The organism is Streptomyces fragilis (assembly GCF_003112515.1).
In the GTDB taxonomy this organism is placed as follows: domain Bacteria; phylum Actinomycetota; class Actinomycetes; order Streptomycetales; family Streptomycetaceae; genus Streptomyces; species Streptomyces fragilis.
This window is the reverse complement of sequence record NZ_BEVZ01000002.1, coordinates 305,878-330,697: the sequence shown is the minus strand read 5'-3', so window position 1 is coordinate 330,697 and position 24,820 is coordinate 305,878. Positions and strand designations below refer to the sequence as shown.

The following is a 24,820-nucleotide window of genomic DNA, read 5'->3' as shown; positions in this document are numbered from 1 at the left end:
GTCAGGCGCATCAGGCCCGTACGGCAGGCCAGGCGCGCCGGCGGCGCGGGTGCCGTGCCGCGCCTCAGGCGTCGGTGCGGACGATCACCTCGAGGGTGCGGGGGCCGTGCACGCCCTCGACCCGCTCGAGCTCGATGTCCGAGGTGGCCGACGGCCCGCTGATCAGGGTCGTCGGCCGCTCGGGCACCAGGCGGGCGACCGCCTCCGGCACGCCGGCCACCACCGAGGACAGGTCGACCACGCACACGTGGAGGTCGGGGACGAGGGACAGCGCGCGCCGGCCCTGGTCCGGGGACCCGTCGAGGAAGATCGTGCCGGTCTCCGCGCAGGTGACGGCGGAGGCGGTGACCACACCGTCGAGTGCGTCGAGCGAAGGCGCCGGGACGTCGGCGGAGTCCTGCCGGACCTCGCCGTCGAAGGCGGCGAGCCAGGCGGGGTCGAGTCCCGCGGGGACGCCGACGCGGCGCGCGCCGCGCTCCCGCAGGGCCTCGGCGATCGCCTCGGCCGTGCGGTCCGCGGTGCAGGTGCGCACCCCGGCCCTGTAGTCGACCAGGCGGCCGGTGAGCAGCTCCAGCCGCTCCCGGCCGGGAAGGGTGCGGCCGGTGCGGTAGGCGCGCTCGACCGTCACCTCACCCGGCCCGGCCAGGGCGAGCGCGTCGCGGATCCGGCCGAGCACCGTCTCGCGTGCGGTCGAGGTCACCGTGCCTCCTCGTCGTCGTCCTCACGTCCCGCCGCACGGCCCTCGCGGTCGCGGCGGCCCTCCTCCGCGGCCTCGCGGAGGGTGGCGGCGCCCTCCTCGGAGGCCAGCCAGGACCGGAAGGTCTGCCGCGGCGGGGCGGGGAGGTCGCGGCTGTCGGTCCAGCCGTCGAACGGCGGCGGCAGGCGGGAGACGACCTCGTCCCGGCCCGCGACCAGCCGACCCGGGGCGGCGGTGACCCTCTGCGCGGCGGTGAACAGCGCGGGCCGCCGCATCACGGCGGCGGCCGCCCTCATCACCAGCTTCTCGGCAGTGGTCCCGGACCGTTCGGTGTGCTGGTGCCGCAGCTCGACCAGCAGCGAGGGGATGTCGATCTTCACCGGGCAGGCGTCGAAGCAGGCGCCGCACAGGCTGGAGGCGTACGGCAGCGAGCTGTTCGGGTCGTTCTTCGCGGCGTCCATGCCGGCCAGCTGCGGGGTCAGGACGGCGCCGATGGGCCCGGGGTAGGTGGAGCCGTAGGAGTGGCCGCCGGTCCGCTCGTAGACCGGGCAGACGTTGAGGCAGGCGGAGCAGCGGATGCAGTTGAGGGCCTCGCGGCCGATCCGGTCGGCCAGCGCGGCGGTCCGCCCGTTGTCCAGCAGGACCAGGTGGAACTCCTGGGGGCCGTCGCCGGGGGTGACGCCGGTCCACATCGACGTGTACGGGTTCATCCGCTCGCCGGTGGAGGACCGGGGCAGCAGCTGGAGGAAGACCTCCAGGTCGCGGTAGCGGGGCAGCACCTTCTCGATGCCCATCACGGTGATCAGCGTGCGCGGCAGCGTCAGGCACATGCGGCCGTTGCCCTCGGACTCGACGACCGAGAGGGTGCCGGTCTCGGCGATGCCGAAGTTGGCGCCGGAGACGGCGACCGGCACCGTCATGAACTTCTTCCGCAGGTGGGCGCGGGCGGCGGCTGCGAGGTGCGCCGGCACCGCGTCCAGCCCGGGGTCGACGCCCGGGATGCCGGCGCGGAAGATGTCCCGGATCTCCTCGCGGTTGCGGTGGATGGCGGGGACCAGGATGTGCGACGGCCTGTCGCCGGCGAGCTGCACGATCAGCTCGGCCAGGTCGGTCTCGTGGGCGGTGATCCCCCGGCTCTCCAGGTGCTCGTTGAGGCCGATCTCCTGGGTGGCCATCGACTTGACCTTGATGACCTCGTCGCTGCCGCTCTCCTGGACCAGGCGGGTGACGATCTCGTTGGCCTCCACGCCGTCGCGGGCCCAGTGGACCGTGCCGCCGTGCTCGGTGACCTTGCGTTCCAGCTGTTCCAGCAGCTCGGGCAGGCGGTTCATGGTGTCGGTCTTGATGGCCGCGCCGGCCTCCCGGAGCTGCTCCCAGTCGGGGAGTTCGGCGGTGACCGCGAGCCGCTTGCCGCGGATGGTGCGGGTGGCCTTGGCGAGGTTGCGGCGCAGCTGGTCGTTGCCGAGCTCCTCGCGGGCGGCTTCGGGGAAGGCGCGGTCGCCGCGCAGGTTGCCGGTGCCGTAGGGCGGGCGGGACGGGACGGCGGGCAGGCCGAGGAAGGTGCCGCCGCCGGTCGGGCTGCTCATCGGGTGGCCTCCGGCTGCGGGAGCGGGTGGGGGGCGGTGCGGGTGGAGGCGAGGATCTGCGCCAGGTGCAGGGTGCGGGTGCCCGCCTCGATGCGCGACAGGCCGCCGCCGATGTGCATCAGGCAGGAGGAGTCACCGGCGGTGCACACGTCGGCGCCGGTGGAGCGGACGGCGTCCGTCTTGTCCCGCAGCATGGCGGCGGACGTCCCCGCGTTCTTGAGCGCGAAGGTGCCGCCGAAGCCGCAGCAGGTGTCCGCCTCGGGCAGCTCGGCCAGGTCGATCGCCTCGACGGCCCGCAGCAGCCGCAGCGGCTTGTCGCCGACGCGCAGCATCCGCAGGGAGTGGCAGGTCGGGTGGTAGGTGACCCGGTGCGGGAAGTACGCGCCGACGTCGGTGACGCCGAGGACGTCGACCAGCAGCTCGGAGAGCTCGTACGTCTTCGCCTTCACGGCGGCGACCCGGGCCCGCAGGGCCGCGTCGCCGTAGCGTGCGGCGACGATCTCGTGCTGGTGGCGGACCGAGCCGGCGCAGGAGCCGGAGGGCATGACCACCGCGTCCAGGGAGGGGTCGCCGAACTGCTCGGCGAAGTTCCGCACCAGCGGGACGGGCTCGCGCTGGTACCCGGTGTTGACGTGCATCTGGCCGCAGCAGGTCTGCTCCGGCGGGAAGACCACCTCGTGGCCCAGCCGGGCGAGCAGTACGGCGGTCGCCTTCACCGCGTCGGGGAAGAGCGTGTCCCCCAGACAGGTGGCGAACAGACCGATCCGCACGGCGCCTCCCTTCGTCGGCCGTTCAGTACTCGAACCGGTACCCCATGCCGGGCTCCGTGATGAAGTGCCGCGGGTGCGAGGGGTCCGGCTCGAGCTTGCGGCGCAGCTGGGCCATGTACACGCGCAGGTAGTTGGTCTCGCGGGTGTACGTCGGCCCCCACACCTCCTGCAGCAGCTGCTTCTGGCTCACCAGGCGCCCGGGGCTGCCGATGAGGATCTCCAGCAGGTGCCACTCGGTCGGGGTGAGCCGCACGTCCCGGCCGTCCCGGCTGACCTTCTTGGCCCGCAGGTCGACGGTGAAGTCGCCGGCCTCGACGACGCCCTCCTCCGGTGCGTCCTCCGCCCCGAGCGGCTCGGCGCGCCGCACCGCGGCCCTGACCCGCGCCATCAGCTCGTCCATGCCGAACGGCTTGGTGACGTAGTCGTCGGCCCCGGCGTCCAGCGCCGACACCTTCTCGTCGCTGCTGTGCCGAGCGGACAGCACGATCACCGGGACCCGGGTCCAGCCGCGCAGGCCCCGCAGCACCTCGACGCCGTCCATGTCGGGCAGCCCCAGGTCGAGGAGCACCACGTCGGGGTGGCGTTCGGCGGCCAGCCGCAGTGCCTGCGCGCCGTCGGCCGCGACGTCCACCGCGTACTGGCGCGCCTTGAGGTTGATGACGAGCGCCCGCGCCATCTGCGGTTCGTCGTCGACCACCAGTACCCGGGTCGGCCCGGCCCTGCGGGCAGCCTCCCCCGTGCTGCGCGGCATCGCGGTCGCCTCTCTCCGTCTCGCTCCGGTCGCCCGGCCGGTGCTGCTCACCGGTCCTCCGGGAGACTACGCGCGCTCCCTGGCCGCCGCTCCCCCGGCCACCCCCGTGCGTGCGGCCGGAAGGGTGAGGACCATGGTCAGCCCGCCGCCGGGGGTGTCCTCGGCGGCGAGCGCCCCGCCCATCGCCTCGGCGAACCCCCGGGCCACGGCGAGGCCGAGACCGACCCCCGCGCCGCGCGGGGCGTCGCCCAGCCGCTGGAACGGCTCGAACATCCGCTCCTTGGTCTCCTCGGGGACGCCCGGCCCGCGGTCCACCACCCGCAGCTCCACGCGGTCGCCGTGCGCGCTGGCCGACACCCGCACCGGGGCGGGGTCGGGGCTGTACTTGACGGCGTTCTCCACCACGTTGGCGACCACCCGCTCCAGCAGCCCCGGGTCGACGGCGACCATCGGCAGCGACTCGGACACCTCCAGCACCACGCGGTCCGCCTGTTCGTGCGGCACTCCGCCGAGCGCCTTGGGCACCACCTCGTCGAGGTCGACCTCCCGGATCAGCGGGGCGACGGTGCCGGTGTGCAGCCGGGACATGTCGAGCAGGTTGCCCACCAGCTGGTGCAGCCGGTCGGCGCCGTCCTCGATGGCGGCGAGCAGCTCGGCGCGGTCCTCCTCGGACCACTCCACGTCCTCCGACCGCAGCGAGGAGACCGACGCCTTGATCCCGGCGAGCGGGGTGCGCAGGTCGTGGCTCACCGCGGCCAGCAGCGCGGTGCGGATGCGGTTGCCCTCGGCGAGCTCGCGGGCCTGTTCCGCCTCGCGCCGCAGCCGCTGGTGCTGGAGGGCGACGGCGGCCTGCGCGCCGAAGGCGGCCAGCACCCGGCGGTCCTCGGCGGGCAGCACCCGGCCGGACAGGGCCAGCGCCATCCGGTCGCCCACCGGCACGTCGACGTCGGCGTCCTCCGGCCGGGCCGCCACCGGGCCCGGCCCGACGCTGCCGGCGCAGGTCCAGCGGGCGTCCGCCTCCTCGCGTTCCAGGAGGGCGGCCGACTGGAGGGAGAACGTCTCGCGGACCCGCTCCAGCAGGGCCTGCAGCCCGCTGCCGCCGCCCAGCAGGCTGCCCGCGAGGTAGGAGAGGATCTCCGCCTCGGCGCGCAGCCGGACCGCCTGCTGGGTGCGGCGGGCGGCCAGGTCGACGGCGGAGGCGACGGAGACGGCCACCGACACGAAGACCGTGAGGGCGAGCACGTTGTGCGGCTCGGAGATGCTGAGGGTGCCCTCGGGCGGCGTGAAGAACCAGTTGAGCAGCAGCGAGCCGACCGCCGCGGACGCCAGCGCGGGCAGCAGCCCGCCCAGCAGCGCGGCGGCGACGGTCAGCGCGAGGAAGAGCAGCATCTCGTTGGCCAGCCCGATCGGTCCGCCCACGCCGATGCCGAGCAGCAGGAGGGTGAGCAGCCCCGGGCCCGCGACGCCGGTCACCCAGCCGGCCACCGTCCGGGACCGGCCGAGCCGGCTGCCGCGCGCCATGGGCAGGCCGCGGCCCTTGCCGGCCTCGGCGTGGGTGACCAGGTGGACGTCGATGTCGGGCCCGGAGTCGCGGGCGACGGTCGAGCTGACGCCGGGCCCCAGGACGTACTGCCAGGCCTTGCGCCGGGAGACGCCGAGCACGATCTGGGTGGCGTTCACCCCGCGGGCGAACTCCAGCAGGGCGCTGGGGACGTCCTCGCCGACGACGTGGTGGAAGGTACCGCCCAGTTCCTCGACCAGGGTCCGCTGGAGGGCGAGCTCCCGGGGCGGGGCGGCCGGCAGGCCGTCGCGGCTGGCGATGTGCACGGCGAGCACCTCGCCGCCGGCGCCCTTCTCGGCGAGCCGGGCGGCCCGCCGGATCAGGGTGCGGCCCTCGGGTCCGCCGGTCAGCCCCACCACGATCCGCTCGCGGGAGCCCCACACGGCGGACACCCGGTGCTCGCTGCGGTAGCGGGTCAGGTACTCGTCGACGCGGTCGGCCACCCACAGCAGCGCCAGCTCGCGCAGGGCGGTGAGGTTGCCGAGGCGGAAGTAGTGCGAGACCCGCGCGTCGATCCGGTCGGGCGGATACACGTTGCCGTGGGCCAGACGGCGGCGCAGCGCGGGCGGCGACATGTCGACCAGCTCGATCTGGTCGGCGCGGCGCACCATCTCGTCGGGCACGGTGTCGCTCTCGCGCACGCCGGTGATCGACTCCACCAGGTCGCCCAGCGACTCCAGGTGCTGGATGTTGACGGTGGTGATCACCTCGATGCCCGCGTCGAGGAGCTCGGCCACGTCCTGCCACCGCTTCGCGCGGGGGCCGCCCGGTGCGTTGGTGTGCGCCAGGTCGTCGACCAGCGCGACGGCGGGCGCCCGGCGCAGCACGGCGGCCACGTCCACCTCGCCGTCCGGGCGCCGCGGCACCGCCTCCAGCCCTTCCAGCCGCTGCGCGGTGCGGGGCCGGTCCCGGTGCTCCACGGCGGCGATCACGCAGTCCGTGCCGCGCTCCATCCGGCGGTGCGCCTCGTCGAGCATCGCGCAGGTCTTGCCCACGCCGGGGGCGGCTCCCAGGTAGATGCGGAGTCGTCCGCGGGCGGGGGTCATGCGGCTGGTCCTCTGCTTCTCGCTCGACGGCGCGTCCCCTCCAGTGTGGAGGCAGCGGATCGGCGAGGGCGGGCAGGGGGTCGCGGCGGCGCGGTGGCGGGCGCCGCCGCCGGGTGGGGGCCGGCTCGGCGCGCGGCCCCGGGCGGATGGAGGGGTCAGACCTTGCGGCCGATCGCCGCGTACGCCGAGCTGGTGCTGTCCCCCTGGCCGGGGACCGGCTCGCCCAGCTCGGGGCGCCACTGCTCGGCGAGCACCACGCCCGGCTCCACCAGTTCCAGTCCGTCGAAGAACCGCTCGAACTGCTCGCGGCTGCGCGGGCTGGCGTTGTAGCCCCGGGCGCTGGCCGTGGCGGTCGCCTGGCGCACGTCCGCCTCGGAGTAGAAGTCGGTGGTGAAGTGGGACAGCACCAGGTAGCTCCCCGGGGTCAGCTCCTCCTTGACCCGCTCGATCAGCCGGCCGGCGCCGTCCTCGTCGCTCACGAAGTGGAGCAGGGCGATGAGCGAGACGGCCACCGGCCGGCCGAAGTCCAGCACCTTGGCGGCCTTCTCCAGGACGACGTCGATCTCCCGGGCGTCCGCGTGCAGGAACTCCACCGCTCCCTCGGGGGTGCCGCGCAGCAGGGCCTCGGCGTGGGCGAGGACGATCGGGTCGTTGTCGCAGTAGACGACCCGTGCCTCGGGGGCCGCCTCCTGGGCGATCTGGTGCAGGTTGGGCTCGGTCGGTATGCCGGTGCCGATGTCCAGGTACTGCCGGATTCCCTGCTGCGCGAGCCAGCGGGTGGAGCGGTGCATGAAGCCGCGGTTCATCTTCGCCATCAGCGGCAGGTTCGGCTCCAGGGTGAGCATGTACCGGGCCAGTTCCTCGTCGACCGGGTAGTTGTCCTTGCCCCCGAGCATCCAGTCGTACATCCGGGCCGGGTGGGGCTTGCTGGTGTCGATCCTGGGGACCTCGGGCGTGCTGGAGGTGCTGGGCGTGCTGTCGGCTCCGGACATGGCGGACTCCCGGGGGGTGGGCGGGACGGTGACGTGATCAATTGGCAGGGATTCTAGGGGTGTTGTCACCCCGCCGCCGCCGGGTCGGCGATGTGGGGGTGCCCGCGCCGGACCCGGGACCGGACGCCCCCGCCGAAAACCGGAGGCGGCGGGCACTCTCGGCGGGGCATCGTGGACCGCGGCCCCGCCGACGTCGCCCCGTCGCCGTCGCCCCGCCACCATCGCCTCCCGTCGTCGCGCCCACCACCGTCCCGGTCGCCGCCCGCGACCGCCAGGAAGGACCCGCCATGAACTCCACACCCTCCGACGCCCCCGACCTGGTCCGCCTGCTCGCCGACGCGACCCGGGCCCGGGTGTTCGCCGCCGTCACCCTCGGGGCACGGACCACCACCGAGGCCGCGGAGGACGCCGGGGTGCGGCCGAAGGACGCGGTGCAGGCCGTGCGGCGGCTGCTGGACGGCGGGGCGCTGGTCCAGGACGAGGCCGGGCTCGCCGTCGCGTACGCCCGGTTCTGCGACACCGCCCGGCGCCCGGCGGCCCCGGCCGTCGACCACGGCACGGGGGACGCGGCGACCGAGGCCCTGCTGGGCACCTTCGTGCGCGACGGCCGCCTGGTGCGCCTGCCGGCCCGCTGGGACCGCAAGCGGCAGGTCCTGCGCCACGTCGCCGAGCGTTCGTTCGACCTCGACGTCGCCTACCCGGAGCGGGCCGTGAACGAGCGCCTCGCCGCCTGGTGCGACGACGACGCCCCCGTCGACCATGTGACCCTCCGCCGCTACCTCGTCGACCTCGGCCACCTCGACCGTCACGACGGCGTCTACCGCCGTCGCGCCGACGACGCCCCGGCGGCGCTCACGGGCTGACGGCCGACGGCTGACGGCCGACGGCTGACGGCCGACGGCTGACGGCTGACGGCTGACGGCTGACGGCTGACGGGCTCAGGCGCGCACAGGGCGACGCATGCACGGGTCCGCCGGTCGGCCTGGGGCACCGGACGGCCGCAGCGACCGGGCCGGCGCCCCAGGAGTGACACCTGCACCGGCCTTCACAGCGGCGCCGAACTGACGGGCCGTGGTGACGCGGCCGGACGAGGCGTCGGACGACGCGGCGTACGGAGGGATCGAACTGGGGTGCGTATTGGCCATCCTCTCGGCGGGCGCGGTCGGCGCGTTGCGGCTGGTGCCGTCGGCGCGCGCGGTGATGCGGTGGACGTGGCTGACGCCTGCGCTGTTGGTCGGGCTCGCGGTAGTGGCGTGCCGGGTGAGCAGCGGGGCGTGAGGCACGGCCGGCGCCGGAGGCGAGTTCCGGCCAACCGCCGTCCGGCGCGGTGGTGCAAGTCGCGGGCGTCTGCATAATCGCGTGGCATGACGATCACGCACGGAGGGCCACTGACGGAGCTCGGCGCGGGGCTGTACGCCCTTCTGCCGGGGCGACGCGGATGGGGCCTGGCCAACTGCGGGCTGCTGGTCGGCGAGAACTCCGCGCTATGGATCGACAGTCCCTACGACCGGCGTCTGGCCGGTGAGTTCCTGGCCGCGAGCCGTGCACTGCTGCCGGCGGGCGCGGACGTGGACCGGGTGGTCGTCACGCACGCCAACGGCGACCACCTGTGGGGCGCCTGCGTGCTGCCCGGGGCCCAGGTGGTCGCCACCGACGCGGCCAGGGCGCACCTGTGCCTGGAGCCCACGCCGGACCAGCTGCACGCCCTGGCCGGGGCGGTCGACCCGGCGACACCGTGGGGCTCGTACGTCCGGCGGCACTTCGGGGTCTTCGACTGGTCGGCGACCGAACTGCCCACGGTGACCGAGACGTTCACCGGGGAGCACGAGCTGACGGTGGGCCGCCACACGGTCCGCCTCGCCTCGCTGCCGCCCGGGCACACGGTAGGCGACCTGTTCGTCCATCTGCCGGAGGCGGACGTGGTGTTCACCGGTGACGTGGTGTTCGGCAGCACGGCCGCGCAGCCCGGCGACCACCCGTCGCACTGGGCGGGCCCGCTCGGCAACCTGATCGAGTCCTGCGAACGGTTCCTGGCCACCGGGGCGCGGACCTTCGTGCCGGGCCACGGTCCGGTGCTGAGCGCGGCCGGGCTCAAGGTGCACATCGGCTACCTGGAGTACGTCGCCGAGCGGGCGCACGCCTTCCACGCCGCCGGCGTCCCCGCCGCCGAGGCCGCGCGCCGGGTGATAGGCGAGGGCAACTACCCCGAACTCGGCCTGCCCGAACGGCTGGTGATCACCATCGGCAGCGAGTACCGCCACTTGGACAACGGCGACCACCCGGGGATGCTGCCCATCATGCAGCAGGTGGCCCAGCTGGCCTGGGACCTGTCCGGCCGCTGAGCCCCACCTCCCGGAGGCCGGACAGGGCGTGACCGGCCGGGCCGGGCGTGACCTACCGGCCGCCCGCCACCCGCAGCACCGCACCCGTCGTGTAGGACGCGTCGTCCGACATCAGCCAGGCCACCGCCCCGGCGATCTCCTCCGGCTGTCCTGAGCGGCCCATCGGGGTGGACTCCCCCATCCGTGCGGGCCGCTCCGGGTCGGCGTGGAACTCGGTCCACACGGTGCCCGGGGCGACGCAGTTGACCCGGATGCCGTCGCCGGCGACCTCCTTGGCCAGCCCGACCGTCATCGTGTCCACGGCCGCCTTGGCCGCCGCGTAGTGCACGTACTCGCCGGGGCTGCCCAGGGTCGCCGCCGCGGAGGAGATGTTGACGATCGCTCCGCCGGAGGCGGCCGTCATCTCCCGGACGGCGCGCCGGCTGCAGAGCAGGTAGCCGAGGAGGTTGACGCCCAGCGCGTCGCGCATGCCCTCCGGGTCCGCGTCGGCGAGCCGGCCCACCGGGCCGCTGACGCCCGCGTTGTTCACCAGGCCGGTGACCGCGCCCAGCCGTTCGGCCGCCGTGTCGAAGAGCCGGTCCACCGAGGCCGCGTCCGAGGTGTCGACGGCGACCGCGACGGCCCGGACGCCGAGCGCGGAGGCGTCGGCCGCCACGCGTTCGGCGGCCTCCGCGCCGGAGCGGTAGCCGATCACCAGGTCGTGGCCCTCGGCGGCGAGACGGCGGCAGACCGCCGCGCCGATGCCGCGGCTTCCTCCGGTGACGACGGTGATCAGGGGGGCGGATGCTGTCGTGCCTGTCATGCCCGCCATGGTCGCAGGCCCGGTGGGCCCGCCGGAGCCGCGGCCCCCGCACGGCTGCTGTGGTCCCACGCCCGCGGGCCCGCCCAGCACCGGCACGGGCACCGGGCGCCAGGCGCCGGGCGCCAGGCGCCGGCTCGAACCGATCATGGTTTGCCGCGAACGCGCACCGCAGCGGCCCCCGAGGCCCTAGCCTGACAGCCCGTCACCGTCGAAAGGAATCGCGCATGCAGGCCTCGATAGTGGGAGCCGCCTACGCCGCGAAGGACCCGGCCGGCGCCGCCGCCTGGCTCACCGAGCACTTCGGGTTCGCCGTGAACGTCGACCTCGGCTGGTACGTGAACACCCAGCACCCGCAGCACCCGCAGCTCTGCGTGGACTTCGTCCGCGCCGACCACGAGTCGTGGCCGGCGGCGACCCGCGGCAAGGAGATCGTCGGCGCGCTGCTGGCGTTCCTGGTGGCGGACGTCGACGCCGAGCACGAGCGGCTGGTCCGGGCCGGGCTCGACGTGATCATGGAACCGGTGACCGAGCCGTGGGGTCAGCGCCGGTTCCAGGTGGCCGGGCCCGACGGGCTGCTGGTGGAGGTGCTGCAGCAGGTCGCCCCCGACCCGGAGTGGCTCAAGGCCAACGGCCTCGGCTGAGGGCACGCCCCGGCACGCGGACGGGGCGTAGGCAGGGAGGACGTCGCCGGGTACATTCTCCGACGGCGCGGTCCCCTGCCCGCCCCACCGATCACAGAACGGAACCCCATGTTCGGACTGAGCGAGCTCGCCCTCCTCCTGCTCGTCGTCGCCGCCGTCCTCGCGGCGAAGCGGCTGCCCGACGTGGTCCGTTCGGCGGGCAAGTCGGCCCGCATCCTCAAGGCGGAGTCGCGCGCGCTGAAGGACGAGCCCGCACCCGGCGAGCCGAAGGTGGTCCAGGGCGAGGTCGTCCCCCGCGACGCCGCGGCACCGGGCCACCCGGCTGACAGGGCCTGACGGCCCCTCCGGCGGCCCGCGCCCCGGCCCGTCCGGCACGCCTCGCCGCACGGGCGGCCCGCACACCGAGCAACCCCCGGGCCTGCCTGGCCTTACCCGGCACGCCCCGCCGAGCCGGTCAGTCGTCCGGGCTCGGCAGCCGCTCCTCCGGCGGCACCCGGCGGGCCAGCGCGTCCTCGGTGAGCGAGGCCTCGGACAGCGACGAGGTCCGGTAGGCGGTGCGGCCGACGATCTGCCCGGTCACCGGGATGGTGAGCAGCTGGAACAGCGCGACCAGGGCCAGCGGTACCGCGTACCGGGGCGCGTTCTGCAGGGCGGCGCCCAGCAGGATCATCAGCAGCCCCAGCGTCTGCGCCTTGGCCGCGGCGTGCAGCCGGCACACCGCGTCGGGGAAGCGGAGCACGCCGACCGAGGCCAGCAGGCAGAACAGCGCCCCGCCGATCAGCAGCACAGCCGAGACCACGTCCAGGACGACGCTCACCGCATGCCCTCCCGCTTCTCCACCAGGTGGGCCGCGGTGACCGAGCCGACGAAGGCCAGCAGGGTGACGGCGAGCAGCACCGGCAGCCCCGTGCCGTCCTCGCGCCGCGCGGCCTCCGCGGCGATGCCGGCCGCGAACAGGGTCACCAGCACGTCCAGGGTGACGATGCGGTCCAGCACCCCCGGCCCTCTCACCAGCCGCACCACGGTCAGCAGGGACGAGAGGCCGAGCAGGGCGAACACGACGTAGTAGACGGCGGTCACGCGTCGTCCTTCCGTGACGGGGGTGTGGACGGGGGCGGAGGCGGCAGCGGTGGCACGTCGTCCGGGTCGTCGCGTCCCAGCGCGGCCACCAGGCGGCGCTCGTTGGCGAGCAGTTTGCGGCGGGCCTCCCCCGCCTCGCCGGAGGCGACGACCAGCAGGACGTGGACGTAGAGCACGCCGCCGCGGCGGTCGATCTCCAGGACCAGGCTGCCGGGCGAGACGTTGGTCAGGAGCGTCGCCAGGGTCACCAGCAGGTCGCTGTCCGCGTCGAGCGGCATCTCCACGATCGCGGCCCGCACCCTGGGGCCGTGCCGCACGGCCGCCCAGGCGACCGCGGTGGCGGAGACGACGAGGTTGGCGACCAGCCGCCAGCACAGGGCGAGCAGCCGCAGCGGTCGCACCGTGATCTGCCGGGAGACGCCCGGGAAGCGCGAGACCGCGAGTACCGACAGGGCGACGAGCAGGCCGCCGACGATCACCAGCGCGCTGGGCGTGGACCAGAGCAGGACCCACAGCAGCCATAGCCACAGCAGAGCGGGCAGCCGGCGCAGCACGGGGCGGTTCACCGGCCCTCACGCTCCCCGGTCAGCACGGCCGTGCGGTATCCGCCCGGCTCCACCAGTTCGGTGGCGGCGCGCTCCCCCAGGTCGGCCAGCGGGCCCGCGGCCACCGCGAGGCCGAGGCCGGTCAGTCCCATGGCGACGGCCGCGGACATGGTCAGCATCATGCCGGGCCGGCCCCGCAGCGGGAGCGGGTCGCCCTGCCCGGGGGCGAACGCCCCGCGCCACACCCGGACCATGGCGTACAGCGTCAGGATGCTGGTGACCAGGCCGGCTCCGGCCAGCAGCCAGGCCGCGACGCCGCCGTGCGCGGCGGCGGCCCGCAGCAGCGCGAACTTGGCGATGAAGCCGGACAGCGGCGGCACGCCGGCCATGCTGAGCGCGCCGATCAGGAAGAGCAGCCCGGTGAGCGGGTGCACCCGGCGGGCGCCCTCGCCCCGTTCCATGCGGGAGAGCTCGGCCGTCCCGGCGGCGTTGACGATCAGGCCGGCCACCAGGAAGAGGGTGGCCTGCACGGTGATGTGGTGGAGGATGTAGAGGATGGTGCCGGTCAGCCCGGCGACGTCGGAGAGCGCCAGGCCGAAGATCATGAAGCCGACGTGGCCGACCAGGGTGAACGACAGCAGGCGGTTGATGTCGTCCTGGGCGACGGCGCCGAGGATGCCGACCAGCATGGTCGCCACCGCCAGCACGGTCGCCACCCACCAGGCGCCCTCCCGCGGGAAGACCAGGCTCTCGGTGCGCACCATCGCGTACACGCCGACCTTGGTGAGCAGCGCGGCGAAGACGGCGGTGATCGGGGCGGGCGCGGTGGGATAGCTGTCGGGCAGCCAGAAATGCAGCGGGACGACGGCGGCCTTGATGCCGAAGACCACCAGCAGCATCAGGCTGAGCGCGGTGCGCAGTCCGGGCGGCAGGCGCTCCGCCTGGACGGCGAGGTCGGCGAGGTTGACGGTGCCGGCGGCCGAGTAGACCAGGCCGAGCGCGGTGATGAACAGCAGCGAGGAGGTGAGGCTGGTGATGACGTACGTCATGCCGGCGCGCACCCGCCCGGGGCCCGCGTCGAGGGTGATCAGCACGTAGGACGCGGAGAGCAGCATCTCGAAGGCGACGAACAGGTTGAACAGGTCGCCCGCCAGGAAGGCCAGCGCGATCCCGGCCACCAGTACCAGGTAGGACGGGTGGTAGGGCACGGTGATGCCCGGTCCGCGGTCGGCGTTGTCCTGCCCGACGGCGAAGAGCAGCACCGCCAGGGCGACCAGCACGGCCAGCGCCAGCAGCATGGTGGCGAGCAGGTCGGCGACCAGCACGATGCCCACCGGCGGCGCCCAGTCCCCGGCGGCGACCACCACGGTGCCGTCCCGCTCGACCACCACCAGCAGGGCGACGGCGTCGGCCAGGACGAGGGCGAGCGCGGTGAGGGTGACGGTGCGCTGCCGGTCGGTGCTGGCGGACACGATCAGCGAGAGACCGGCCGCGAGCAGCGGGACCAGCACGGGGACGGCGACGAGGGCGAGGATCATCCGGCGTCTCCCCGGTCGTCGGTCGGCAGGTGCGGAGTGGGGTCGTCGTCGGCGCGCTCCGCCACGTCGCCGATCCGCCGGTCCTCCGGGTCGTTCTGCACCTCGTCGTGGCCGGTGAGCCGCCACGAGCGGTGGGAGAGGGCGAGCAGGAAGGTGGTGACGCCGAAGGTGATGACGATGGCGGTGAGCGCCATGGCCTGCGGCAGCGGGTCGGAGTGGGCGGAGACGTCGACGTCGGGGCCGCCGGCGGTGATGGGCGGGTCGCCGAGCGGTCCGCCGGCCTCCAGGAGCAGCAGGTTGGCACCGTGGCCGAGCAGGATGATGCCGAGCACGACGCGCATCAGCGAGCGCTGCAGCAGCAGGTGGACGCCGGCCGTGAACAGGCCGCCGACGACCAGCGCCATGGTGAGGTCGAGGCTTCTCACGGGCGCCTCCCTCCCACCGTGCCGGTTCCGGTGCCGAGCTGGGGCACGGGGGCGCGCAGGGAGGTGCCTGCGGCGGAGAGCAGGGTCAGGATCACTCCCAGGATGAGCAGGTAGACGCCGATGTCGAAGACGAGACTGCTGCTGCTCTTCACCTGGCCGAGCACCGGCAGGTGCCAGGTCCACAGGGTGCTGGTCAGCGGGGGCCGTCCGAAGGCGAGCGGGGTGAGGCCGGTGACGGCGGCGAGGGTCAGGCCGGTGCCGATCAGGTGGCCGGGGCGCAGCGGGACGGCGCGCTCGACGTCGCCGGCCCCGGCGACCACGTAGCGCAGGATGTACGCCTGTCCGGCGACCAGCCCGCCCGCGAACCCGCCGCCGGGGCGGTAGTGGCCGGAGAGCAGCAGGAAGAGCGAGACGACGAGGATGGAGGGGAACAGCAGCCGGGTGACGACCTCCATCAGCACCGAGCGTTCGGCGCCGAGCAGGTCGGTGCTGCCGGGCAGCCAGTGCTCGCGGGGCTCGTCCCAGCGGGCGGCGGCGGGGAAGTCGGAGGGGTCCGCGGCGCCGTCGGGCCCGGGGCGCCGGCCCGTCCCGTCCTCGTCGCCCGCGGCTTCGTCCCGCGCGGACCGGTCCTTGCCGTCGCCGTCCTGCGCGGACGCGTCCTGCCGGGGCTCGTCCTGACGGGTGCCCAGCCGGATCAGGCTGATGACGCCGAGGGCGGTGACCATCAGGACGGCGATCTCGCCCATGGTGTCCAGGGCGCGGAAGTCCACGATGATCGCGTTGACGACGTTCTGGCCGCCGGTCTCGCCGACCCGGCGCAGGTACTCGCCGGCCGGCCCGGCGTTCTGCCGTCCCTGAGGGGCGGTCAGCGCGAACCCGGCGACGAACACCCCGACCAGGACGGCCACCGCGGCCCGGGTCCAGCGTCCCAGCGCGGTGCCGGAGGCGGGGGTGAAGCGCGACGGCATCCGGCGCAGCACCAGGACCACCACGACCAGGGTGAGCGACTCGACCAGGAACTGGGTGAGCGCCAGGTCGGGCGCGCCCTGCACCACGAACAGCCCGGCCACGGCGTAGCCGACGGCGCCGGTGACCAGGACGGCGGCGAGCCGGTGCTTGATCACCGCGGCGCCGGCGGCGGCGATCAGCACGGTGAGCGCGAGGGGCAGTTCGGCCGGCGTCCACCAGGCGCGGATCTCGTGCAGCGGCGGCATCTCGTGCAGCACCGCGATCGACGGCAGCAGGACGACGGTGATCAGGATGGCGCTCAGGTAGAGCGGGAGCGAACCGACCTGGGTGTACCGGGTGAGCACCACGGCGCCGTGGTGCAGGGCGACCATGGTGCGCCGGTAGCACCACTCCGCGTCGGGCAGCCGGGGAAGGCGGCGCAGCAGCCGGGAGAACGGCCGGCGGGCGGCGTGCAGGGCGAGACCGAGCACCACGATCAGCAGCGCCAGCCACACGCCGAGGGTCCAGCCGTGCCAGAGCTCGGCGTGGAAGGGCTTGCCGGTCGCGGGGTACCGGTCGGCGTACGGCGCGGTCAGCGCGTCCACCGCCGGGTAGCCGACGCCGGCCACCAGCCCGAGCACGGCGAGCGCGGCGGCCGGGGCGAGGAAGAGGGGCCGGGGCGCCTCGACCGCTCCGGAGGGGCCGCGGTCGCGTTTGACCGCGAAGCCGCCCTGCAGGAAGCGGGCGGTGTAGGTGACGGTGAACACCGAGCCCAGGCAGAGGGCGGCCGTCGCCCACGCCTCACCGGTGATGTGGCCGTGCAGCATGGCCTCCAGGGCGCCGTCCTGGGCGATCCAGCCGATCGTCGGCGGCAGCTTGGCCATCGACGCCCCGGCCAGCAGGGCCACCCCCGCGAGGACCGGCAGCGCCCGGCCCAGGCCGGACAGCTCCCTGAGGTCGCGGGTGCCGGTCTGGTGGTCGACGATGCCGACCACCATGAACAGCGCGCCCTTGAACAGCGCGTGGGAGAGCAGCAGCACCGCCCCGGCGAGCGCGCCGGTGCGGGTGCCCATGCCGAAGAGGGCGATCATCATGCCCAGTTCGCTGACCGTGCCGTAGGCCAGCAGCCGCTTCATGTCGGTCTCGCGCAGCGCCCGCCAGGCGCCGACCACCAGGGTGTACAGGCCGACCGTGAGGACCAGTGGCCGCCAGCCGGTGGTCTCCGCGAAGCCGGGGGCGAGCCGGGCGACCAGGTAGACGCCGGCCTTCACCATGGTCGCCGCGTGCAGGTAGGCGCTGACCGAGGTGGGGGCGGCCATCGCGGCGGGCAGCCAGGCGTGCAGGGGGAACTGGGCGGACTTGGCGAACGCGCCGACCAGGATCAGGACCAGGGCGCAGGTCACCGTCGCGCCGGGGGGCGGCGGGTCGGCGAGCAGGGCGGAGATCCGGTAGGTGCCGGCCGCCTGGCCGAGCATCACCATGCCGAGCAGCATGGCCAGACCGGCGGCGACGGTGGTGAGCAGGGCCTGCTCGGCGGCCCGCTGCCGGTCGCCGCCCTCCCGTCGCCCGGCGATCAGCAGGAAGGAGGCGACGGAGGTCAGTTCCCAGAAGACGTAGAGCAGCAGCAGGTGGTCGGCGAGGACCAGACCCAGCATCACCGCGGCGAACGCCAGGAGCAGTCCGGCCTCCCGGCCGTGGCCGAGGTGGTGGTAGGAGGCGGCGTACGTCATCACGGCGACGCCGACGCCGGTGACCACCAGGGCCATCATCAGGGACAGGGGGTCCAGGCGGAGCGCGATCTCCAGGCCGAGCGCCGGGGACCAGGCGTAGGTCTCGGTGTACGTCGTGCCGTCCAGCACGGAGGCCGTGCGGGTGAGCAGCCAGGCGAGCGAGCCGGCGAGGACGAGGGCGGCGACCGCCCACACCCCCCGGCCGATACGCCGGGCGGCAGCGGGCAGCACGGCGGCGCACGCCAGCTGCGAGAGCACGACGACGAGCACGCGACCTCCGGGCGCTGGGCAGTGTGCCTCCGGTTCCCTGATCGCCCCAGCCTTAACGCCCTGACCTCGCGCCGCCTGCCGCACTGCCCTGGATGGCTCAGCCCCCTCCCCCGCCGGAGGACCCGTCAGCGGGCCGCGTGGGCCCGGCCGGAGCGGGCGGCGACCCGGCGGCTCAGTGCGCGGCCTCGGCGGCGCGCAGCAGCGTGGTCTCGTCGACCGCGTCCGCGACGGTGGCCGGCACGGTGCAGGCGTGGGCGCCGGCGACCGCGCCGAGGCGTCCGCACCGCTCGGCGTCGTCGCCGCGCAGCCAGCCGTACAGGTAGCCCGCGGCGAAGGCGTCCCCCGCGCCGTTGGAGTCGACCACCGGCGCGGGCGGGACGGCCGGGGCGATCCGGCTGATCGTGCCGTCGGCCAGCTGCAGCGCGCCCTGGGCCCCGGCGGTGACCACCACCACCCGCGCCCGGCCCTCCTCGGCGATCCGGCGCATGGTCGGCCGGGGGTCGGCGGGGAGGGCGGCGGCGGAGAGGAACACCAGGTCGGCGGCGAGCGCGAACGGCAGGTGGTGGGCGGCCTCGCCGTCCCAGTCGTGCAGGTCGGTGGAGACGGTGACGCCCGCCCGCCGCAGCACCGGCAGGGCGTCCGCGGCGGGCTGGGTGATGGAGACGTGCGCGTGCCGGGCGCGCCCCGCGTGGGCGGCGACCGTCTCCTCGGGGTAGTGCCCGCCACCCCGGCTGCCGTCGTAGAGGGAGGCCCGGCGGCCGTCCGGGCCGACCAGGTTGACGGCCCGCCGGGTGCCGTGGGGGGCGTGCGGCGCGGTGAGCGCGATGCCGTGCTCGCGGTGGAAGGCGCGGACCAGTTCGCCCTCGGGGTCGTCGCCCACCACGTCGAGGTGGTGGACCTTCAGGCCGAGGCGGTTCAGGCCCAGCGCCACGAAGTCGCCGGTGTGCCCGGCCCGTGCCAGCACCCCCTGCACCAGCCGGCTGTCCGCGTCCGGCAGGGGCAGTTCGGGCACGTACACGATGGTGTCCACGCCCGCGCCGCCGAGGACCAGTACGTCGAGGTCGTCCTTGGTTCGCTCCATGGGCCCATCCTGGCGTGACCTGCCGCGTCGCTGGGCAGGTACCCCGTACGGCCGCGAGGCCGGACGGGACGGAAATGCGGAGGAAGCCGGACATGAGCGTCGTGGCGTGGGTGGTGCTGGGGCTGGTCGCCGGGGCGATCGCCAAGGTCCTGATGCCGGGCCGCGATCCGGGCGGCCTGATCGGCACCACGGTCATCGGCGTGATCGGCGCGTTCCTCGGCGGGTGGCTGTCCGCCCGCTTCTTCGACCGTCCGGTCGACCAGGACTTCTACGACCCGGCGACCTGGGTGTCCGCGATCGGTGGCGCGCTGGTCCTGCTGATCGTCTACCGGGTCTTCTTCGGCCACTCCCGCGAGCGCGGCTGACACCGGCCCGGGGTGCGGCGGCCGACGCCGGCCGGGGCGGCCGGCACCGGACGGAGGGCGGCGGCTCAGGCCGGCCGGTAGGTGGCCAGTGACCAGATGACGAACACGTCCAGGGCGATGAGCAGCACCGACCACACCGGTGCGTAGGGCAGGAACATGAACTGCTCGACGATGCTGAGCACCGCGAGCACCAGGCCGGTCACCCGGGCCCACTCCTTGCCGCCCAGCAGCCCGATGCCGGTCACCAGCAGCAGCGCGCCGAGGACCAGGTGCACCACGCCCCAGTCGGTGAGGGTGAACTCGAAGACGTAGGCGCCGATCCGGCCGTACACGTCGTCGCCGGCGATCGCGGCGATGCCCTGCAGCACCGTCACCGTGCCCGAGACGCCCAGCAGCACGCCGGCGAACGTCGTCCCGCTCGCCGCCAGCAACTGCTTCCCGCCGGGGCCCGCCTGCCTGTTCATGCCTCGGTCCCTCCGCCGTGACGTCCGCTCCCCCGAGCGTGCGGTGCGGGCCGGTGCGCGGCACCCCGGGCGCGGCGGACGGGCTAACGCCGGGCGTGCGGCCGGGTCCGGCGCGGGTCAGGGCGTGCGGCGGACGCCGGCCGCGCCGGGACGGGCCGTCGGCCGGTCCTCGGCCCTGATGAGCAGCAGGGCGATGTCGTCGTAGCGGGGACCCGAGTCGTAGGCGTGGCGCAGCAGGGTCTCCGCGGCCGCGTCCAGGTCGGTCACGTCCGCCTCGGCGAGTGTCCGGGCCAGGTCGCCGACGCTGTCGTCGATCATCGTGTCCGGCTTCTCCACCAGGCCGTCGGTGTAGAGGGCCAGCACCGATCCCGCGGGGAAGTCCAGGGTGGTGGTCGAGTAGGCGAAACCGCCGTCGATGCCGAGCACCAGCCCCGGCGGCACATCCACCGCGCCGGTCCGGCCGTCGGGGCGCCGCAGGAGCGGGGGGACGTGTCCGGCGTTGGCCAGCCGGACCTGGTGGGCGACCGGATCGATGTGGGCGTAGAGGCAGCTCGTGAACCGTTCGGCGTCGAGGGTGAGCAGGAGCCGGTTGGTGCGCCCCAGCACCTCGCCCGGCGGCGCGCCGGCGATGGCGCGGACCGCGGTGCGCACCTGGCCCATCAGCGCGGCGGCCTCCGTGTCGTGGCCCTGCACGTCGCCGACCGCGACGGCCGCCCCCACGTCGTCCTCCTGGTGGATGACGTCGTAGAAGTCCCCGCCCACCCCGGAGCCGCGTGTGGTGGGCAGGTAGCGGGCGGCGAGGGCGAGGCCCGGGACGACCGGCAGCCGGCGGGGCAGCAGGACGGACTGGAGGTCGAGCGCCAGCCGGTGCTCGGTGTCGGTGGTCAGGGTCCGGTCCAGGGCGAGGCCGATGACGCCCGCCAGCGAGGTCAGCAGGGTGCGCTCGGCGACCGGGAACGGGCGCAGCTCCCGGTAACCGAGGACCAGGCAGCCCACCTCCCGGGAGTCGGTGATCAGCGGGAGCACGGCCCAGGCGGTCATCGGGTCCCGCGCGGGCCGGGAGGACGGCGTGCGTTCCGCCGGTTCCTCCAGGGCGGTGTGGAAGCGCTGGCGGTGGTCGGCGAGGGCCTCGGCCGCGGGCCCGACGACGGCCTGCGGCATGCCCTCGTGCAACGCGTCCCGTGCCTCGTCCAGCCCGCCCGAGCCGAGGACGGTGAGGCGCCCCTCCGAGGCCTGCGCCAGGACGAAGGAGTCCGGTCCGAAGGCCGGGGTCACCTGCTCGCGCACCAGCCGGACGATGTCGAGGGTCGAGGTCGCCTCGGCGAGCAGGGCGGCGACGTGGGTCAGGTGGTAGAGGGCGGCCGGCTGGATGTCCGAGGCACGGGGGTGGCGCACCGGCATCACGTCGGACAGTGCCTGGTTCACGCCGGCGTCGGTGATCCTGATGCCGACCCCGTTCTCGTGGGCGAAGAGCATGAAGGCGAGCGAGTGGCCCTCGGGGGACGGCCGGGTGAAGCCCACGGTGCGCCGGGTCACCACCGCGGCGCGGTAGTGGGACTCGAAGACCGGGTCGCCCAGCCAGGGCAGGACCGCCTGCGGCCGCTGTCCCAGCACGGCGTCGGCGTCGATCTCCAGCATCTGCTCGGCCGTCGGGTTCACGTAGGTCACCCGGCCGTCCCGGTCGAGGGTGCAGAAGCCGATCGGCAGGCGCTGCACGAGGTCGTAGGCGGCCCGCGCGACGAAGGGGGCGGGGGGATCCTCCCGCGGCAGCGGGGTGACCACGCGCGGCCGGTCGCCGGCCCGCACCGGCGCGGCGCCGGACGCCCGCCGCTCGTCCAGGACACGGGCCGCGCGCCGGCAGCCCGCCCGCAGGGCCTGTGCCTCCTCCGGCCCCAGCGCGCCCTCGTCGTTCGTCGGGAGGAGCAGCGCGAGCACCCCCCACGCCTCCTCGCCGTGGACCGGGACCGCGGCCAGCATCGCGTCGTACGGCATGACCATTCCGAGGACCGGGTAGCGCCGCGCCATGTCCTGCTGGTCGGGCACCCAGACCATGGTGTTCTCGCGCAGCGCCTGCGCCACCGGGAAGGGGCTGTCCAGCGGCACCCGGACCCACGGGTCGAGCAGGTGGCTGGTGCCCCCGGAGACCAGCGCGAGCCACAGCACGTCCTCGTCGGGATCCGTGAGGTAGAGGGCGCCCACCGAGGCCGCGGTGTCCCTCGTCACCTCCGCCAGGACCTCTTCCAGGGCTTCGACGTCCGTCCGCCCGGAGGCCCTGACCTCCGCGTCCGTCATGAAAGACACCTTCCAGCCGTCGGCTGGCGACCGGGCGCCGGCGAACCAGCCGGGCGGGGATCCGCGTCGCCCCGGGCGGGGGACGGGAGCCTCCGGCCCTGCCCGGTTTGTCCGCTGTTCTGCATCTAACAGCCTAGGCGCACCGCGTGGTTTTTTCCCGGCGTGCCCCGAGGGCACACGCCCCCTTGCCCGCCCGCGGCCCGGGGCCGGCGGCCGCGGGGCGACGGGGGACCCTCCCCGGCCGCGCGAGGGACCGAGGTGCCCGCCGGATGTGCCCGGTCTACGGTGCTCGTGCGGATATGTCACCGCGGAGCGCCGCAGGGCACCCGCCGCGTCCGCCGGACCGCGTCACCCCCGGCCGCGTGCCCGGGCCGGCCGCACACCAGGAAAGGGAGCCCGACTGTGAGCACCGACTACGCCACCGAGTTCGCCGGACGCGCCGCCCTCGTCACCGGAGCGGCCTCCGGCATCGGCCTCGCCATCGCCCGCCGCCTCGCGGAGGGCGGCGCCAAGGTCGTGATCGCCGACTACAACGCCGACGGCGCCGAGCAGGCGGCCGCCGGCCTGAGGGAGGACGGCTTCGAGGCCGCCGCCTTCACCGTGGACGTGTCGGACGCCGCCTCCGTCGAGGCCGCCGTCCGCTTCACCGTCGACACCTTCGGGGGCTGCCACCTGGGCGTCAACAACGCCGGCATCGGCGGTGACAGCGCGCCCACCGGCGAGCAGACGCCGGCGAACTGGGACCGGGTGGTGCGCACCAACTTGGACGGCGTCTTCCACTCGATGCGCTACCAGATCCCCGCGATGGAGGAGGCCGGCGGCGGTTCCATCGTGAACGTCTCGTCCATCCTCGGATCGGTGGCCTTCCAGGGTTCCTCGGCCTACGTCGCCGCCAAGCACGGCGTGCTGGGCCTGACCAAGTGCGCCGCGGTGGAGTACGCCACCAGGAACATCCGGATCAACTCCGTGGGTCCCGGCTTCATCGAGACGCCGCTGCTGGAGAACCTGGACACGGACACCCGTGACGCGCTGGTGGGCCTGCACCCGATCGGCCGTCTCGGGCGGAGCGAGGAGGTCGCCGAACTGGTGGCCTTCCTGCTGTCCGACCGGGCCTCCTTCATCACCGGCAGCTACCACCTGGTGGACGGCGGGTACACCTCGCTGTGAGCCTTCCGCGAACGCGCGGAAACCCGTGGGGCCGCCTCCTCGAGGAGGCGGCCCCACGGGCGTCGCGGCGGCGGGCGGTCAGACCTTCGCGGACTCCGCGCCCTGCGGCTGCAGGTCCACGCTGTCGCGCAGCTCGGTGGAGGTGAGGAAGAGGGTCGCGAGGATGCCGACGACCGCGACGGCCGCGGCGACCAGGAAGATCTGGCCGGTGGCCTCGCCGTAGGCGGCGCGGACGATCTCCTGGACCGGAGCGGGCATCGAGGCGATGTCCAGGTTGGCGCCCGCCCCGGCGCCGCCGCCGGAGGTGTCGACGCCCATCGCGCGCAGGCCCTCGGCGATCTTCGTGGCCACGCTGTTGGCGAGGACCGCGCCGAGCACCGAGACGCCGATCGTGCCGCCGAGCGAGCGGAAGAAGGTGATCGAGGCGCTGGCCGCGCCGAGTTCCGAGAGCGGCACGGTGTTCTGCAGCACCAGGACCAGGTTCTGCATCGACATGCCGACGCCGACGCCGATCAGGAACATGCCCGCGAAGACGTGCCACATCGGCGTCCTGTGGTCGATCACCGACAGGGTCAGGAAGCCGAGCGTGAGGATCACGGTGCCGGCGACGATGTACGGCTTGACCTTGCCGGTCCGGGAGACCAGCTTGCCCGCGATCGTCGAGGAGAGCAGCACGCCCGCCATCATCGGGATGGTCATCAGGCCGGCCTTGGTCGGCGAGTAGCCGCGGCCGATCTGGAAGTACTGGCCCAGGAAGACGGCGCCGCCGAACATGGCCACACCGACCGCCAGACTCGCGACGATCGCCAGCGCCGGGTCGCGCCGCTTGATGACCCGCAGCGGGACGACGGGGTCGGCGACCCGCGACTCGACGAACACCGCGAGCCCCAGCAGGACCACCGAGCCGCCCACCATGGCGCCGGTCTCCCAGGAGATCCACGCGAACTTGTCGTCCACGAAGGTGACCCACAGGAGCAGCAGGCTGACGCCGGCGGCGATCAGGGTGGCGCCCAGGTAGTCGACCTTGGGCTTGTCGCCCGCGCGCTCCACCACCGGCAGCCTCAGGGTCCGGGAGAGGATCACGAAGGCGACGGCCGTGAACGGCAGGGCGAAGAAGAAGCACCAGCGCCAGCCGAGCCACGAGGCGTCGGCGATGGCACCGCCGAGCAGCGGGCCGCCGACCGTCGCGACGGCCATCACGCCGCCGAGGTAGCCGTTGTAGCGGCCGCGCTCCCTGGGGCTGATCATCGCGGCGATGATCACCTGGACCAGGACCTGCAACGCGCCCATGCCGAGGCCCTGCACGGCGCGGAAGGCGATCAGTGTCTCGGTGTTCTGGGCGAAGCCCGCCCCGAGCGAGGAGACGAAGAAGATCACGATCGATACCTGGAGCAGCGTCTTCTTGCTGAAGAGGTCGGCGAGCTTCCCCCAGATCGGCGTGGAGGCGGTCGAGGTGAGCAGCATCGCGGTGACCACCCACGTGTACTGCGACTGGGTGCCCTTCAGCGCTCCGATGATCTGCGGCAGCGCGACGGAGACGATGGTGCTACTGATCATCGTGACGAACAGCAGCAGGAGCAGGCCGCTCATCGCCCGCAGGACGGCCCGGTGGCCCATCGGGGCGGCGGCCTCGGGCTGGTCGGTGGCGGGGGGATCGGCGACGGGCGCGCTCAAGAAGTCCTCCGGAGCAGGAGTGGGGAAACAGGGATGCCCGCACGGAAGGGGGC

23 protein-coding genes are annotated in these 24,820 nt (G+C 74.4%); 6 read left to right on the top strand and 17 right to left on the bottom strand.

The window, feature by feature from the left end; translation table 11 throughout:
• Window positions 1–64: 64 nt before the first annotated feature.
• The 6 genes from Sfr03f_RS03565 to Sfr03f_RS03540 all read right to left on the bottom strand — a co-directional run bounded on the left by Sfr03f_RS03565 (window position 65) and on the right by Sfr03f_RS03540 (window position 7,403).
• Window positions 65–700, bottom strand: coding sequence for a LutC/YkgG family protein (locus tag Sfr03f_RS03565; RefSeq protein WP_108952215.1), 636 nt, complete (start codon window positions 698–700; stop codon window positions 65–67).
• Window positions 697–2,283 (bottom strand): lactate utilization protein B, encoded by a 1,587-nt coding sequence (locus Sfr03f_RS03560; protein ID WP_108952214.1) that lies wholly within the window; start codon window positions 2,281–2,283, stop codon window positions 697–699. Before Sfr03f_RS03560 ends, Sfr03f_RS03565 begins: the two co-directional genes overlap by 4 nt.
• Entirely contained in the window at window positions 2,280–3,053 is a 774-nt protein-coding gene (locus tag Sfr03f_RS03555) for a (Fe-S)-binding protein (protein WP_108952213.1), read from the bottom strand. The genes Sfr03f_RS03560 and Sfr03f_RS03555 overlap by 4 nt, the downstream gene beginning before the upstream one ends.
• Window positions 3,054–3,075: 22 nt before the next feature.
• A complete protein-coding gene (locus Sfr03f_RS03550; RefSeq protein ID WP_108952212.1) occupies window positions 3,076–3,804 on the bottom strand; it encodes a response regulator in 729 nt (242 codons plus the stop codon).
• A 66-nt stretch (window positions 3,805–3,870) separates the two neighbouring features.
• Window positions 3,871–6,411: a sensor histidine kinase gene (locus tag Sfr03f_RS03545; RefSeq protein ID WP_108952211.1), complete on the bottom strand. Its 2,541-nt coding sequence runs from the start codon at window positions 6,409–6,411 to the stop codon at window positions 3,871–3,873.
• A gap of 155 nt (window positions 6,412–6,566) precedes the next feature.
• On the bottom strand, window positions 6,567–7,403 hold the full coding sequence (locus tag Sfr03f_RS03540; RefSeq protein WP_108952210.1) for an SAM-dependent methyltransferase: 837 nt from the start codon (window positions 7,401–7,403) through the stop codon (window positions 6,567–6,569).
• Window positions 7,404–7,690: 287 nt separating this feature from the next.
• Here Sfr03f_RS03540 and Sfr03f_RS03535 point away from each other — a divergent pair, with 287 nt between their 5' ends.
• Together Sfr03f_RS03535 and Sfr03f_RS03525 are read left to right on the top strand one after the other, a co-directional pair.
• Window positions 7,691–8,266, top strand: coding sequence for a DUF2087 domain-containing protein (locus Sfr03f_RS03535; RefSeq protein WP_108952209.1), 576 nt, complete (start codon window positions 7,691–7,693; stop codon window positions 8,264–8,266).
• 501 nt (window positions 8,267–8,767) lie between these two features.
• Window positions 8,768–9,745, top strand: coding sequence for an MBL fold metallo-hydrolase (locus Sfr03f_RS03525; protein WP_108952207.1), 978 nt, complete (start codon window positions 8,768–8,770; stop codon window positions 9,743–9,745).
• A 52-nt stretch (window positions 9,746–9,797) separates the two neighbouring features.
• Here Sfr03f_RS03525 and Sfr03f_RS03520 read toward each other — a convergent pair whose 3' ends face one another.
• Window positions 9,798–10,556 (bottom strand): SDR family NAD(P)-dependent oxidoreductase, encoded by a 759-nt coding sequence (locus Sfr03f_RS03520; protein WP_108953414.1) that lies wholly within the window; start codon window positions 10,554–10,556, stop codon window positions 9,798–9,800.
• 215 nt (window positions 10,557–10,771) lie between these two features.
• Between Sfr03f_RS03520 and Sfr03f_RS03515 the strand changes: the two genes are divergently transcribed.
• Together Sfr03f_RS03515 and Sfr03f_RS03510 are read left to right on the top strand one after the other, a co-directional pair.
• Entirely contained in the window at window positions 10,772–11,188 is a 417-nt protein-coding gene (locus Sfr03f_RS03515) for a VOC family protein (RefSeq protein ID WP_108952206.1), read from the top strand.
• Window positions 11,189–11,296: 108 nt separating this feature from the next.
• Complete coding sequence (locus tag Sfr03f_RS03510) at window positions 11,297–11,524, top strand: twin-arginine translocase TatA/TatE family subunit (RefSeq protein WP_108952205.1); 228 nt, start codon at window positions 11,297–11,299, stop codon at window positions 11,522–11,524.
• A 118-nt stretch (window positions 11,525–11,642) separates the two neighbouring features.
• On the opposite strand, the gene mnhG is transcribed toward Sfr03f_RS03510, so the two are convergent.
• From mnhG to Sfr03f_RS03475, 7 genes are all read right to left on the bottom strand, one after another.
• Window positions 11,643–12,005, bottom strand: coding sequence for a monovalent cation/H(+) antiporter subunit G (gene mnhG, locus Sfr03f_RS03505; protein WP_108952204.1), 363 nt, complete (start codon window positions 12,003–12,005; stop codon window positions 11,643–11,645).
• The gene (locus Sfr03f_RS03500; RefSeq protein ID WP_108952203.1) at window positions 12,002–12,268 is read right to left on the bottom strand and encodes an MrpF/PhaF family protein; all 267 of its coding nucleotides are present in this window, start codon (window positions 12,266–12,268) and stop codon (window positions 12,002–12,004) included. The genes mnhG and Sfr03f_RS03500 overlap by 4 nt, the downstream gene beginning before the upstream one ends.
• Window positions 12,265–12,834: a Na+/H+ antiporter subunit E gene (locus Sfr03f_RS03495; protein WP_108952202.1), complete on the bottom strand. Its 570-nt coding sequence runs from the start codon at window positions 12,832–12,834 to the stop codon at window positions 12,265–12,267. Before Sfr03f_RS03495 ends, Sfr03f_RS03500 begins: the two co-directional genes overlap by 4 nt.
• Window positions 12,831–14,351, bottom strand: coding sequence for a Na+/H+ antiporter subunit D (locus tag Sfr03f_RS03490; RefSeq protein WP_108952201.1), 1,521 nt, complete (start codon window positions 14,349–14,351; stop codon window positions 12,831–12,833). The genes Sfr03f_RS03495 and Sfr03f_RS03490 overlap by 4 nt, the downstream gene beginning before the upstream one ends.
• The gene (locus tag Sfr03f_RS03485) at window positions 14,348–14,776 is read right to left on the bottom strand and encodes a Na(+)/H(+) antiporter subunit C (protein WP_174721525.1); all 429 of its coding nucleotides are present in this window, start codon (window positions 14,774–14,776) and stop codon (window positions 14,348–14,350) included. Before Sfr03f_RS03485 ends, Sfr03f_RS03490 begins: the two co-directional genes overlap by 4 nt.
• On the bottom strand, window positions 14,773–17,724 hold the full coding sequence (locus Sfr03f_RS03480; protein ID WP_159105530.1) for a Na+/H+ antiporter subunit A: 2,952 nt from the start codon (window positions 17,722–17,724) through the stop codon (window positions 14,773–14,775). The genes Sfr03f_RS03485 and Sfr03f_RS03480 overlap by 4 nt, the downstream gene beginning before the upstream one ends.
• A gap of 172 nt (window positions 17,725–17,896) precedes the next feature.
• A complete protein-coding gene (locus tag Sfr03f_RS03475; protein ID WP_108952199.1) occupies window positions 17,897–18,805 on the bottom strand; it encodes a PfkB family carbohydrate kinase in 909 nt (302 codons plus the stop codon).
• Between the two features lie 92 nt (window positions 18,806–18,897).
• Here Sfr03f_RS03475 and Sfr03f_RS03470 point away from each other — a divergent pair, with 92 nt between their 5' ends.
• Window positions 18,898–19,170 carry a GlsB/YeaQ/YmgE family stress response membrane protein gene (locus Sfr03f_RS03470; protein ID WP_108952198.1) on the top strand — a complete coding sequence of 91 codons (273 nt, stop codon included), beginning with the start codon at window positions 18,898–18,900 and terminating at the stop codon, window positions 19,168–19,170.
• 65 nt (window positions 19,171–19,235) lie between these two features.
• Here Sfr03f_RS03470 and Sfr03f_RS03465 read toward each other — a convergent pair whose 3' ends face one another.
• Both Sfr03f_RS03465 and Sfr03f_RS03460 read right to left on the bottom strand, forming a co-directional pair.
• Entirely contained in the window at window positions 19,236–19,634 is a 399-nt protein-coding gene (locus Sfr03f_RS03465; protein WP_108952197.1) for a DUF7144 family membrane protein, read from the bottom strand.
• A gap of 117 nt (window positions 19,635–19,751) precedes the next feature.
• Window positions 19,752–21,926, bottom strand: coding sequence for a SpoIIE family protein phosphatase (locus Sfr03f_RS03460; protein WP_108952196.1), 2,175 nt, complete (start codon window positions 21,924–21,926; stop codon window positions 19,752–19,754).
• Between the two features lie 402 nt (window positions 21,927–22,328).
• Here Sfr03f_RS03460 and Sfr03f_RS03455 point away from each other — a divergent pair, with 402 nt between their 5' ends.
• Window positions 22,329–23,093: an SDR family NAD(P)-dependent oxidoreductase gene (locus Sfr03f_RS03455; protein WP_108952195.1), complete on the top strand. Its 765-nt coding sequence runs from the start codon at window positions 22,329–22,331 to the stop codon at window positions 23,091–23,093.
• 78 nt (window positions 23,094–23,171) lie between these two features.
• Here Sfr03f_RS03455 and Sfr03f_RS03450 read toward each other — a convergent pair whose 3' ends face one another.
• A complete protein-coding gene (locus Sfr03f_RS03450; RefSeq protein WP_108953412.1) occupies window positions 23,172–24,710 on the bottom strand; it encodes an MDR family MFS transporter in 1,539 nt (512 codons plus the stop codon).
• Between the last annotated feature and the right edge of the window lie 110 nt (window positions 24,711–24,820).